General features: G+C 58.4%; 13 protein-coding genes. 11 read left to right on the forward strand and 2 right to left on the reverse strand.

From position 1 onward, the window contains the following. From GIW48_RS17740 to GIW48_RS29945, 3 genes are all read left to right on the forward strand, one after another. Window positions 1-973: autotransporter domain-containing protein (locus tag GIW48_RS17740; protein WP_236490675.1), on the forward strand; the 973-nt coding region annotated here is incomplete at its 5' end. A gap of 139 nt (window positions 974-1,112) precedes the next feature. Continuing rightward, the gene (locus GIW48_RS17745) at window positions 1,113-2,132 is read left to right on the forward strand and encodes an alpha/beta fold hydrolase (RefSeq protein ID WP_170037623.1); all 1,020 of its coding nucleotides are present in this window, start codon (window positions 1,113-1,115) and stop codon (window positions 2,130-2,132) included. Between the two features lie 937 nt (window positions 2,133-3,069). Beyond that, a complete protein-coding gene (locus GIW48_RS29945) occupies window positions 3,070-3,774 on the forward strand; it encodes a methyl-accepting chemotaxis protein (RefSeq protein WP_268935044.1) in 705 nt (234 codons plus the stop codon). Between the two features lie 24 nt (window positions 3,775-3,798). Here the strand turns inward: GIW48_RS29945 and GIW48_RS17755 are convergent, their stop codons facing one another. Both GIW48_RS17755 and GIW48_RS17760 read right to left on the reverse strand, forming a co-directional pair. Continuing rightward, the gene (locus tag GIW48_RS17755) at window positions 3,799-4,779 is read right to left on the reverse strand and encodes a ketopantoate reductase family protein (protein WP_099549658.1); all 981 of its coding nucleotides are present in this window, start codon (window positions 4,777-4,779) and stop codon (window positions 3,799-3,801) included. 244 nt (window positions 4,780-5,023) lie between these two features. After that, a complete protein-coding gene (locus tag GIW48_RS17760; protein WP_419789520.1) occupies window positions 5,024-5,497 on the reverse strand; it encodes a DUF2867 domain-containing protein in 474 nt (157 codons plus the stop codon). Between the two features lie 265 nt (window positions 5,498-5,762). Between GIW48_RS17760 and GIW48_RS17765 the strand changes: the two genes are divergently transcribed. The 8 genes from GIW48_RS17765 (at window position 5,763) to dapA (ending at window position 12,458) form a co-directional block, all read left to right on the forward strand. Further along, window positions 5,763-6,383, forward strand: a complete 621-nt coding sequence (locus GIW48_RS17765) for a LysE family translocator (protein ID WP_236461541.1) — start codon at window positions 5,763-5,765, stop codon at window positions 6,381-6,383. 346 nt (window positions 6,384-6,729) lie between these two features. Then, entirely contained in the window at window positions 6,730-7,557 is an 828-nt protein-coding gene (locus tag GIW48_RS17770; protein ID WP_169986233.1) for an RES domain-containing protein, read from the forward strand. Between the two features lie 62 nt (window positions 7,558-7,619). After that, on the forward strand, window positions 7,620-8,276 hold the full coding sequence (locus tag GIW48_RS17775) for a hypothetical protein (RefSeq protein WP_236461538.1): 657 nt from the start codon (window positions 7,620-7,622) through the stop codon (window positions 8,274-8,276). Window positions 8,277-8,520: 244 nt separating this feature from the next. After that, a complete protein-coding gene (locus GIW48_RS17780) occupies window positions 8,521-9,240 on the forward strand; it encodes an SDR family NAD(P)-dependent oxidoreductase (protein ID WP_099549653.1) in 720 nt (239 codons plus the stop codon). 16 nt (window positions 9,241-9,256) lie between these two features. Continuing rightward, the gene (locus tag GIW48_RS17785; protein ID WP_099549652.1) at window positions 9,257-9,670 is read left to right on the forward strand and encodes an ester cyclase; all 414 of its coding nucleotides are present in this window, start codon (window positions 9,257-9,259) and stop codon (window positions 9,668-9,670) included. 35 nt (window positions 9,671-9,705) lie between these two features. Continuing rightward, a complete protein-coding gene (locus tag GIW48_RS17790; RefSeq protein WP_017138934.1) occupies window positions 9,706-10,185 on the forward strand; it encodes a VOC family protein in 480 nt (159 codons plus the stop codon). 162 nt (window positions 10,186-10,347) lie between these two features. Further along, complete coding sequence (locus GIW48_RS17795) at window positions 10,348-11,322, forward strand: alpha/beta hydrolase (RefSeq protein WP_177033207.1); 975 nt, start codon at window positions 10,348-10,350, stop codon at window positions 11,320-11,322. Window positions 11,323-11,606: 284 nt separating this feature from the next. Then, window positions 11,607-12,458: a 4-hydroxy-tetrahydrodipicolinate synthase gene (gene dapA / locus GIW48_RS17800; RefSeq protein WP_236461535.1), complete on the forward strand. Its 852-nt coding sequence runs from the start codon at window positions 11,607-11,609 to the stop codon at window positions 12,456-12,458. The last annotated feature ends 64 nt before the right edge of the window (window positions 12,459-12,522 follow it).

Below are 12,522 nucleotides of genomic sequence, written 5' to 3' on the forward strand. Positions count from 1 at the left end.
AGGCAACACCGCAATCCCCCTTTACCGCGCCGAAGTGCCGGTGTACGCCGTGCTGTTTCAAGCTGCCGAGCAAATCGTGCAAGGCATGCTGGGGACTTACCACGAGCGCGTGGGCGATCAGCGCCAGCAGCAACAAACCGGGGTATTCCCCACGGGTTGGGCCAGGGTGTACGGCGGCAACAGTCGCCAGAGTTTCGCGGGAACGGTCAGCCCGACACTGGACAGTTCGCTGTCGGCCTTCCAGGTGGGCAGCGACCTGTACGCCACCACCACGGACAGCGGCCAGACTCACCGGCTTGGCTTCTTTGTGGGCCACAGCCGCCTGCAAGGCGACGTCAAGGGTTTCAACGCTGGCTTCCAAGACAAGGACGCAGGCCGCCTGACCTTGCGCGGCGACAGCCTGGGCGCCTACTGGACACTGATCGGCGCCAACCGCGCCTATCTGGACCTGGTGGTAATGGGCACCCGCTTCACCGGCAACAACGAGTCCGACCGGGGCATCAAGATGAAAACCAAAGGCAGCAATGCATTGGCGTCCGCCGAAGCGGGCTGGCCTTTTACTGTGAGTGCCCAATGGAAACTGGAGCCACAAGCCCAGCTCATCGTCGACCGCACGCGGCTGGACAGCCAGAACGACCGAATCTCCGCCGTCTCCTACGACGCTGACACGCATGTCACCACCCGCCTGGGTGCCCGCTTGCGTGGCAGCTATGAGGTGAGTGGTATGCCCCTGCAGCCATACGTGCGTGCCAACGTCTGGCATGCCCGCGCCGGCACCAACACCGTAAGGTTCGATGATGCTACCGACATAAACACCGAGCAAAAGTCGACCACGCTGGACCTCAACGTCGGCGCCACCTTGACCGTTGCCCAAGGCATCAGCCTGTACGGCCAACTGGGCTACAACCGCAACCTGGACAGCAATGCCCTCAACGGCCGCCAAGGCACGCTGGGGCTTCGAATGGATTTCTGATCCGCGTATGTGTATCGCACTGTATCCAGGGCCCGTTGCGATACACAACGTTTAACCCATGGCACTTGCTGAAACACAGCCGATACAGCACGACGTTCAACTGAGCACCCGGCACACATCAAGCCCCAGGAGGCTCGCCATGCACGCTCAGTTGAAACGCCACCCACTTTTCCTGGCTTTTGCCCTGTTGCCATTCGTGGCCATGGGCATGGCCCATGCCGAGATGCCCGAACCGCAAACCCCGGCACCGCAGCATCAATCGGCGTTCGGGACGCTCAAGCACATCAAGGCCGGCCTGCTGGACGTGGCCTACGCCGAGGTCGGCCCGGCCAATGGCCAAGTGGTGATCCTGTTGCATGGCTGGCCCTACGATATCGACAGCTACGCCAACGTCGCACCGCTGTTGGCCGCCAAGGGCTACCGCGTGTTGGTCCCCTATGCGCGGGGTTATGGCGACACGCGTTTTCTGTCGGATAAAACCTTGCGTAACGGTGAACCGGCGGCGCTGGCTCAGGACGTGATCGATTTCATGGATGCGCTGAAGATCAATCAAGCGGTGCTGGGCGGTTACGACTGGGGCGCGCGCTCAGCAGATATCGTCTCGGCGCTGTGGCCGGAACGGGTCAAGGCATTGGTGTCAGTCAGTGGCTACCTGATCGGCAACCAGGCCGCCGGTAAGAACCCGCTGCCACCCAAAGCTGAGTTGCAGTGGTGGTACCAGTTCTACTTCGCCACCGAACGCGGCGCCGCCGGCTACCAGAAAAACACCCACGATTTCGCCAAGCTGATCTGGCAGACCGCCTCGCCGAAGTGGGCCTTTGACGAGGCCACCTTCGAACGCAGCGCCAAAGGCCTGGACAACCCCGATCACGTGGCCATCACCGTCTTCAACTACCGCTGGCGCCTGGGCCTGGTACAGGGCGAAGCGCAATACGCTGCCCTGGAGCAAACACTTGCGCAGTCGCCGAGCATTGGCGTGCCGACTATCACGCTTGAAGGCGACGCCAACGGTGCGCCGCATCCATTACCCGAGGACTACGCCAAACGCTTTACCGGCAAGTACCAGTTCCGTCTGGTGAGCGGCGGCATCGGCCATAACCTGCCGCAAGAAGCGCCGGCGGCGTTTGCCAAGGCCATAGTGGACGCCGATCACCTGTGAAGCGACGTGAACTGCGTAGCAGCCGTGCCTAAAGTCGCCCAAAGGAATGCCGATACGCTTCTGGCGCCGCCCTTTGGCGTTCCTTTTGCGAGCCGTCATGGCACGCCGCATGCTTTGTTCCTGGCTCGACCACATGGAGTAAGAGTGAATGCCCGAACGCGCCCGCTTCCTGGAGCACTACCGCAAAGCCGACCGCATCATGCTGGCGTTGATCTGGCTGATGTTTTTATTCTCCCTGGGCCTGGCCTTCTGGCACGACACCTGGCTGCAAGCGGTGATCGTCGGCGGCGGCGCCAGCGTGGTGCTCACCCTGCTCTATCGCGCCCTCGGTGGCACCCGTTTGATGCGTTGTTTGCTGGGCGCCGGCCTGATGGTCATGGCGGCGCTGCAGATTAACCAGGCGCAGGGCTTGATCGAAGCGCACTTCGGTATCTTCGCGCTGCTGGCGGTGCTGACGTTTTACCGCGACTGGCTGCCGATCCTCGTCGCGGCGGTGACCATCGCCGTCCACCACGTGGTGTTTCACGCGTTGCAACATCAGGGTTTCCCGGTATTTGTAATGGACCATCATGGCGGTTGGAACATGGTGTTCGTGCACGCCTTCTACGTTGTGATGGAGACGGTCGCCTTGCTCTACCTCGCCATTCATAGCCAGGCCGAGGCGGTCGAAAGCCAGGAGATGCTGGAAAAAATGCTCGCCGTGACCTCCCAGCTCACCGTTGAAACCGCCCAGGGTGAAGGCAAGGTGCATGTGTCCCTGGCCAAGCGTTTCGACCACTTCCTGCAGCAGATCACCCACCTGATCGATGGCGTGACCCGTGACTCCCAAGGTCTCGGCCAACTCGGCCAGGCATTGGCCAGCGCCAGCGGTACCCTGGAAACCGGCGCACGCCATCAGTTGGCGGAAATCAACCAGATGACCGGCTCCATGCAGCGCATGGAAGACGCCACGGCCCATATCACCCAGCACGTCGAACACGCGGTGGAACACGCAGGCCAGGCCCGCGAACAGATCGTGCGCGGCCAGCAAAGCGTCGGCCGTGCCCAACATGAAATCACCCAACTGGCCTCACGCATCGACGGCACCAACCAAACCGTACAAGGCCTGGCCACCCAGGCCGAACAGATTGGCTCGGTACTCGAAGTGATCAACAGCATCGCCAACCAGACCAACCTGCTGGCGCTCAACGCCGCCATCGAAGCCGCCCGCGCCGGCGAGCAAGGCCGGGGTTTTGCGGTGGTCGCCGATGAGGTCCGCAGCCTGGCGCAACGCACTGCCGTCTCCACCCAGGAAATCAAACAGATCATCGAAGGCCTGCAACACGGCAGCCGCCAAGCCGTCGAGGCAATGCACGACAGCCAGGCAGGTGTAGCGCGTTGTGTGGAGGACAGCCAACTGGCGGTGGACATGTTGCAGGCCGTGGGCGCCGACATCGCGCATATCGACGAGCTGAACGGGCGAATCGTGACGACCACCCGCGAACAAACCTCGGCCAACCTGGAGATCGTCGGGCGCCTGCAGTCCGTGCAGAACATTGCACAAAACACCGCGGATGATGTGGAAACCCTCGCGCGCAGCAGTGAGCAGTTGCCGCCGATTGCGGTAAGGCTGGATGCGTTGGGGCGCAGGTTTCACCCCTGAAAAACGCCTCAACGTGAGGATGGCTCAGCCTGGCAAAATCCCCAGGTTTTTAGCCCGCATGCGCGCCAAGGCATACACGGTGCGCGTGCGAGGTATCGGTGCCCCGATGCGATCAGCCACTGAAACAAGCGTGCCAAGGATGGCCTCGATCTCCACCGGTTTGTGCCCCTCAACGTCTTGCAGCATCGAGGTTTTCACCTTGCCGAGCTTGCGGGTGATCGCAATGCGTTGCGCGGAATCAATCTGAGGCGCGATGCCCAGTGTGCGTCCCAAATCCAGCAACTCATCCATCATGCCGATGAACAGTGCGTGCAGGAATGGGTCGTCGATCAACTCATCGGTTGCGCAGCCCACCAACAGGCTGACCGGGTTGAAGCAGGCATTGCCCAGCAGCTTCAACCATATTTCTTCGCGCACATTGGCGTGGGCGTGGGCATCAAAACCTGCCTCACGAAAAGCCTCGGTGGTTGCATCTACGCGCGCGCTATTACCACCGGCCGGCTCACCGAACACCATTCGGCTTCCGGACATGTGCTTGATCACACCGGGACTCAACACGGTACATGAGGCAAATACAACGCAACCGACAACGGCTGCAACGGGCACAGCCTTTTCTATCACGCCACCGGGGTCGACAGCCTCAAGACGCATACCCGCCAAAGCGCCTGCCGACTGCAGGAAATACCACCAGGGTAAGCCGTTGAGTGCAGGAATAACCAGGGTTTGCGGGCCAATCAATGCCTTGGCCTGTTCCACCACACTGGGCAATGCCGGCGCCTTGACGGCAAATATGACCATCTCCTGAATGCCAAGCTCTTCAGGTGCGCAGGTCGCTTTCAGTGGGGCAACCAACACCTCATCGCCCGTGTGCAGCTTCAGCCCATGCTCGCCAATGGCGGCGAGTGTTTCGCCACGCGCGATCACGCTGACGTCGTGGCCGGCGGCGAACAATTTGCACGCCAGGAAACCACCGATTGCTCCAGCACCTACGACCGTGACGCGCATGGGTAAACCTCACTGAGGGAGTGGAACAGAATACTGGCTAAACAGGCCGGAACAAGCCCGTCTCATTGAAAAACAGCCGCACTTGGCCCACACCCATCAGCCAAGGCAAACACAACCACTGTGGCGAGCGGGCTTGCCCCGCGCTGGGTGGCGAAGCCGCCCCACTTCAGGCAACGCGGTTAGTCAGTTAGCAAGGCAGGGGCTGCTACGCAGCCCAACGCAGGGCAAGCCTGCTCGCCACAGGTTACTTTTGCAGCGCATCCAGCGTGCGTTTCAGTCGCCTCAGGTTGCTGTTGACGATCAGCTTGTGCGCCGGCCCCACCGGCAACATGTACAGACGCCCAAAGGTGTTATGGGTAAGCACCGATGAGGTAATCGTAAACACCCGATCAGTGATCGACAGACAAATCATCACATCCAGGTGCCGGTCGCGCTCGGTCAGCACCAACACGTCCGGGGCGCTGTGTTCTACCAGGAAAAAATCCAGCCGCTCGCCCACCTGCACGCTGATTCGCGGCGAGCCCGAGAACCCACCGATGCGTTTCACACCGAACAACGAAGAAATCCGGTCGCGGATTCGAAAGGCCAACCGCATGAACATGCCAGGTTCGGCGGTCATGATGTTCCACGCCGCCAGTGCAGTGATATCAACGGGCAACACAACCGACCTGTGGTCGTAGTAATCAAGCGCTGTCGGTGCACCCAGCGTGTGAACAATGTTCGTGGTAACCAACTGATTTTCTCCCTGAAAAACGCGGTTTGTGATGAAACAGGGCGATGCCTGCAGGGCGCAGGTTATTTTGCACCGCAACTCAAGTAAAGCGCGGGACAGGCTGGGTATCGTGGTAAGCCAAGATAAACCTGACCTCACGGGCTGCCTTCTTGATTGTGCCCCACGCGCGTTGGGGTTCACGTGCTAATTGCTCAAGCGCCTCAACTGCATTTATCCTCAACGCTTCCATCCGCCCCCACCCAGAGCCGCCATGGACCTCGCCACCCTCGCCCTATTCTTGCCCGCCTGCTTCGCCCTGAACATGGCGCCCGGCCCCAACAACCTGCTGTCCGTGAGCAACTCCACGCACTATGGCTATCGCACTTCTTGCCTTGCGGGTATTGGCCGTTTGCTGGCCTTTGCCGGCATGATCGCCCTCGCCTCTGCCGGCTTGGCGGTGGTGCTGCAGACTTCGGAGCTGTTGTTCTACGGGATCAAGATTCTCGGTGCGGCGTATCTGTTTTATCTGGCGTTCCAGTTGTGGCGGGCTAATCCGCAGAAAGAAGCTGAATCAGCCACGCACAAAGTGGGATTGTGGGCCTTGGCACGTCAGGAGTTCCTGGTGGCGGCTGGCAACCCGAAAGCCATCCTGATCTTCACCGCGTTCCTCCCGCAATTCGTAGTGCCAGGCCAACCAATCACCCCCCAATTCGCGCTGCTGGGTGCGATGTTCCTGGGCCTGGAATGGATAGCGATCAGCGCCTACGCTTACATGGGCACGCACATGCGCCGCTGGTTTGCCGAACCCAGCGGCAAGCGCCTATTCAATCGCTGCTGTGCCGGGTTGTTGTCGGCGGCGGCGACGGTGTTGTTGATGGCGCGCAGGGCGTGAGGGCGGCCCCGCGCACTCAACCACCATGCAAATCAAAAAATTTGAGCCAACAAAGTCAGCACCGAGTGCTGTTCTTCATGGCGGCACTAAAATGAAAGAATATTTGATTTAATATATTGCAGACGGGTACACCAAGACATAATATTTATTAAAATTATCATGAGCATCATCTATCCCACCTACCAACGTAAACCCAGGACAGCAGGTCAATTACTAAATGGATTTAAGAAAAGCCCCCTCCCTATATTTCCAACTTAAATTTGGGTACCCTCCACCACCCAACTTCGAAAAATTCGATGCCAATATAGGCGTCGCGGGATACTGCGCAGCGATACGAAAGTACTTGATGCCCGACTCAACGCCCGAAACGTTCAGTGTCGCGCAGCTACCCTTTGAGTCTCGCCTATACTGCAAAGGATCGATTTTCTCAAGGGTCCGGAGAATAAGAAATGAAAAACTTGATGAGTTCCTAAGCTCGCCCTTAAAGAATAGCGACTTCTGCGCTCCAGAAGTTGAAAAAACCCGTGCGGGTCGTTTCAATGCACAAGGAGAACGCACACTTTATCTGGCCGACCATCCTTTCGTTGCTTTAAAAGAATGTGAAGTTGAGCCAGGCGATCATTTCCTACTCAGTTACTTTGTATTCAAAACTGATACACAATTTGTAAGCGCCAGTGCTAGCAAATCCAAATACACCAAGCTTTTAAACTCACTACTCACAACTAAAGATAAAAACTTCTACGAAGTCATCACACGCACCTATAACAACCTCCTGAACTATAAAACCCATCATGGAATTGCTTACAACTCCGTAAAGATCCCAGAAAAATACTGCCACACAACGTGGGGAGAAATAGATTCTATTACAAATCTCGCCATGACCGAGGAAAAACTTTCCGCCGCCGAGCTACAAGTCGGCTGGCTTGCCCGATGCGACGAGCATTATCGCCCTTACTATATAAAAATTCTGTCACACGACGTAAAAAACGAAAAAAGAATATTCACATCGCAGGATTATCATAAAAATAAATCAAGATTCATGACTGAACATCGCAAGGCAATGAGGCAGATCTATCAACTCAGTAAAAGGACAAAAACACTCATCAAACGAAAAGACCATGAAGGCGTCAATGCCGCCCCGCTGAAACTGCTCACTCAAGAGTGGAGTTTATGACCGCGCAAAACAACAAACCAAACCAACTAGCACAGCTTTGAATACTTATAACTGGAGGAATGATGCAATTTGCAGTAGCACTTATAGAGTATTTGATTTCTGGCGTCGTGGCGTCGGCTTGGCTAACTGCGGTATTTGCCAACTACTACCCACTTGTGCTGCACACTATTCATGACTATAAAGAATTCATTATCATCATCTATCTACCCATTGCCTATATCCTGGGAATCTATGTGGACACCACGTCGTCGTTTTTCATACGACGATCGGGAGAAATAACCAAGTTGGCAAGCAAAGCAATAATACTTCCGCCTTCAATCCGTGACACAACGTTAGCAATGTATCGTACTGTCGCAGGAAAACCAAAAGAAGACCCTTACAAAAAAGGCGCCGCGATCCTCGCATTTTCCCCTTCCGATGCAATTAGGACGATGGAGGCTTATATCAGCAGAGATCGAATTGCCCGCGGCGCGACCTTAAATTCTTTTGCTGGGGCAGTCACTGCTTTATGTTACGCGCCTCCTGAGCACAAGTTTCTGGTGACGATTATCTGCAGCATCGCCTGCGTATACTCCTATATGATGCACAGACGACTAAGCCGGCTATCTTCAAGCTTTAAAAAAGTGGCCTTGGCGAATCTGCAAATGCGCACACCTACCGAAGCCGGGAAACTGCAAGCGTCTACAATTGAATGCGCGCAGGATTGCAATAAGCCCTAAGAAATCAATCCTCCTGAGGCTTCAACACACAGAACCCCACCATCCCAAACAACGGTGAATTAACCGACACCAAACTCCCGATTTTAATCGAGCAACCTGTAATTCAAGATGTCCTTGGCGTTCGTCAACACAGGTTGGATTTCACCCTTCTGTGGCCATTCTCATCAGTTCGAACCGGCACAACAGGCTCAAGTAAACTGTATTCTGTAGTGCTTTACCACCTCCCAAGACAAGGAAAAAGTCGATGAAAACCCTGGTAGTCGGTGCAAGCAAAGGCCTTGGTAAAGCCTTGATGGAAGGCCTTGGCGAGCCTGGGGACACGCTGATCGGTGTGTCCCGCAGCCGTCCTGAAAACCTCGCGCCGCTTGCCGGTGTACACCTGCATTGGGTCGAGGCCAACCTGGCCGAGCCCGCCAAGTCTGCGCAGGTCATCGTCGACGCAGTCGCAGAACACGGGTTGGACACGCTGATCTACAACCTCGGCATTTGGGAAGAATTGGCCTTCGACCCGGCCTACCGCTTCACGGCAGACAGCGACGACCAATTGGAGGCCATCGTCAGTTGCAACATCACCTCAACGATCCTGCTGATCAAACGGCTGCTACCGGTGTTACTCAAAAGCACTAACCCGAGGATTATCCTCACCGGCTCCACCTCCGGCCTGCCGCAAAGTGGCCGCCCGGAAGTCGCCTTTGGTGCCTCCAAATTCGCCCTGCGCGGAATCGCCGATGCATTGCGCGAAGGCTACCGACAACAGCACCTGGCGGTGACCTGCCTGAACCTGGGCTACCTGAACACCGAAGACCCGCTGAGCACACCACGTGCCGAGGCCGCGCAACGCGATGAAGGCCACTCGATTCCCGTGCACGATGTAGTGCAGGTGGTGCGTATGACCTTGAGTTTGTCTTCCGCCAGTTTCGTCAAGGACATCACCTTGCCAGCCATCCTTGACGAGCGCTTTTGAACCAGGAGAACGCAGCATGACCCGAGCCGAACTCGCCGACTTTTACCAAGGCTACATCGACTGCCTCAACCGCCAGGACTGGGAGCACCTGGGCCACTTCGTCCACCCGCAGGTGACCTACAACGCCACCACCGTCGGCCTGGCAGGCTACCGCGCGATGCTGGAACGCGACTTTCGTGAGATCCCGGACCTGGTGTTTCGCATCCAGCTGCTGGTAGCCGACCCGCCTACCATCGCCAGCCGGTTGAATTTCAACGTCAGCCCCAGAGGCGAGTTCTTCGGGCTGCCGATCAACGGCAGGACCGTGGCCTTCGATGAAAACGTATTCTACGAGTGCTGCGACGGGAAAATTGCGCAGGTCTGGTCGGTCATCGACAAAGCCGCGATAGCCCAACAGCTGACACCCGATAAACCTTGCTCGACCGTCTAGACTCTCTACACCCAACCACCCCGTGGAGACCCAAGATGAACAAAAACACCCTCTGCCTCTGGTACAACGGTACCGCCCTGGAGGCAGCCACTTTCTACGCCCGGACGTTTCCGAACAGCGCTGTGACGGCCGTGCATCACGCCCCTGGCGACTTTCCGGCGGGCAAGCAAGGCGATGTGTTAACCGTCGACTTCAGCGTGCTGGGCATTCCCTGCCTGGGCCTGAATGGTGGCCCGGCGTTCCCGCACAGCGAGGCGTTTTCGTTTCAGGTGGCGACGGACGACCAGGCCGAAACCGACCGCTATTGGAATGCCATTATCGACAACGGCGGCCAGGCCAGCGCTTGCGGCTGGTGCAAGGACAAATGGGGCGTGTCCTGGCAGATCACCCCGCGCGTCTTGTCTGCGGCGGTGACGCATGCCGACCCGGCCATCGCCAAGCGTGCGTTCGATGCGATGATGACCATGACCAAGATCGACGTGGCCGCCATCGAAGCTGCGATAGCTGGGCGTTGAACGCAACACAGACCAGTGTGGGAGCGGGCTTGCTCGCGAATGCAATCTTTCAGACAGGCAGATATTGACTGACCCACCGCTTTCGCGAGCAAGCCCGCTCCCACACCCGCCCGCAGTCTGGCATTCTTGCGGCCTCAGTCGTCGAACACGAGTCTCAGGCCCATGAACCATGGCGTAAAACTTGAACCGCGCACCATCCCGGTCCCAAGCTCGATCAGCGCCCCAGCCCAGGCGACACTCCAGCGCCTGGTCGGGGCTGATGGCGTGCCGTTGAACGCACTGCACAGCATGCCCGCGCCGCACGACCACGATGGCTGGCGCCAGCTGCAAGCCGTCGTCGACCAGAACTACACCAGCGCCAATGCCGGGCAGGCGGAAGCCCTGCGCGCCAACCTGCACACCATCACAGTAGAAAGCGCCACCGTGCACGTGGCCACACCGCCGGGCCACACGCCCTTTGCCTACATCGATCTGCACGGCGGCGCACTGGTGTTCGGTGGCGGCGAAAACTGCCGTATTGCCGCCGGCAAGCAGGCCGACCTGCACAACCTGATGTGCTACGGCATTGATTACCGCATGCCGCCTGATCACCCGTACCCGGCGGCGCTGGATGACTGCGTGGCCACCTACCGCCATGTACTCAAGCACCATGCGCCTGAGCACATCGTGATTGGCGGCCGTTCGGCAGGCGGTAACCTGGCGGCGGCAATGGTCTTGCGCGCCCGTGACGAAGGGTTGCCAATGCCAGCGGCGCTGGTGCTGCTCTCGCCGGAGGTCGACCTGACCGAATCCGGCGACAGTTTCCACGTCAACCGAGGCGTCGACGTGGTTCTGCCCATGCCGCTGATGAGCACCAACCTGCTGTATGCCAATGGCGCGGATTTGTCCCACCCGTACCTGTCGCCCCTGTTTGGTGATTTGGCCGGCTTCCCGCCGACCTTCCTGCAAAGCGGTACACGGGATCTGTTCCTGTCCAACACCGTGCGCATGCACCGCGCCTTGCGCCAGGCGCAGGTGCCGGCGCTGCTGCATGTGTTCGAGGCCATGCCCCATGGCGGCTTCATGGGCGCACCGGAAGATGCGGAACTGGCAGCCGAGGTCGCCGCATTTGTGCGCGAGCACCTTCGGCGGAGTTGACATATTCAGTCACATCCCCTGAAGATGCAGATCTTATTCAGGGTGTGCCAGCGCATGTCAGCAACGTCTTTCGTCAACCTTTGTGCCAGTGGCTTGATTGCCAAGGCGCAAGGTTGCGTGGCGCACGCCCTTAAATCGAAGAAACAGTCGCTCATGTGACCGGGGCGCGCTGTCCCGTCAGATGAGCTGACAGGACATTGAGCGCGGCGGCCCCCTCCTCCTTCTGCACAATCCCTCTGCCCTTCTGACGGTGACTTTAGCGGTCAACCATCAGGAGAAAGTGCATGTCATCGTTTCAAGGTATCTGGGTTCCCATAGTCACGCCGTTTCAGGATGGCGCCATCGACTTTATCGGCCTGCACCGGCTGGTCGGTCACCTGCTGGAAAAACACGTCGCCGGGATCATGGTCTGCACCACCACGGGCGAAGCCGCGTCGTTGAGCCGTCAGGAGCAGCTCGCCGTGCTCGATGCCGTGCTGCAATGGGTGCCCGCACAGCGGGTGGTGATGGGGCTGGCGGGCAACAACCAGATAGAACTGCTGCACTTTCAAAGCGAAATTCTCCAGCGCCCGGTAGCCGGTCTGCTGGTGCCCGCGCCCAGCTATATCCGCCCTTCCCAGGCTGGCCTCCAGGCGTTTTTCCGCACGGTGGCGGATGCCTCCAGCGTGCCGATTGTGCTCTACGACATTCCCTACCGCACCGGCGTGACCTTTGAGCAGGCCACGTTGTTGAGCATCGTCAAACACCCGCGAATCAGCGCGATTAAAGATTGTGGCGGCAACCTGGCCAATACCCTGGCGTTGCTGGCCAGTGGTGACGTGAATGTGTTGTGCGGCGAAGACGTCCAGATTTTTAACGCGCTGTGCCTGGGCGCCAGTGGCGCGATTGCGGCCTCGGCGCATCTGCACACCGAGGCCTTTGTGGCGCTGTGCCAGCAAGTGCGCGATAACCAATTGGCCGAGGCCAGGGCGACGTTTTTCACGTTATTGCCACTGATCAACACGATGTTCATAGAGCCCAACCCGGCGCCGGTGAAGGCTGGGTTGGCGTTGCAGGGCTTGATCGGCAGCGAACTGCGCGCGCCGATGCAAGCTGCCAGTGCGCGCGTACAACAGGCGTTGGGCGCGCTGCTGTAAACGCCCTGTCGGGTTCATGCGCCAAAAAAAGACATCCAGCGGACCGCCCGGTTGCGACCGGCGC

Source organism: Pseudomonas sp. PA-6-3C (genome assembly GCF_021605825.1).
In the GTDB taxonomy this organism is placed as follows: Bacteria; Pseudomonadota; Gammaproteobacteria; order Pseudomonadales; family Pseudomonadaceae; genus Aquipseudomonas; species Aquipseudomonas edaphica.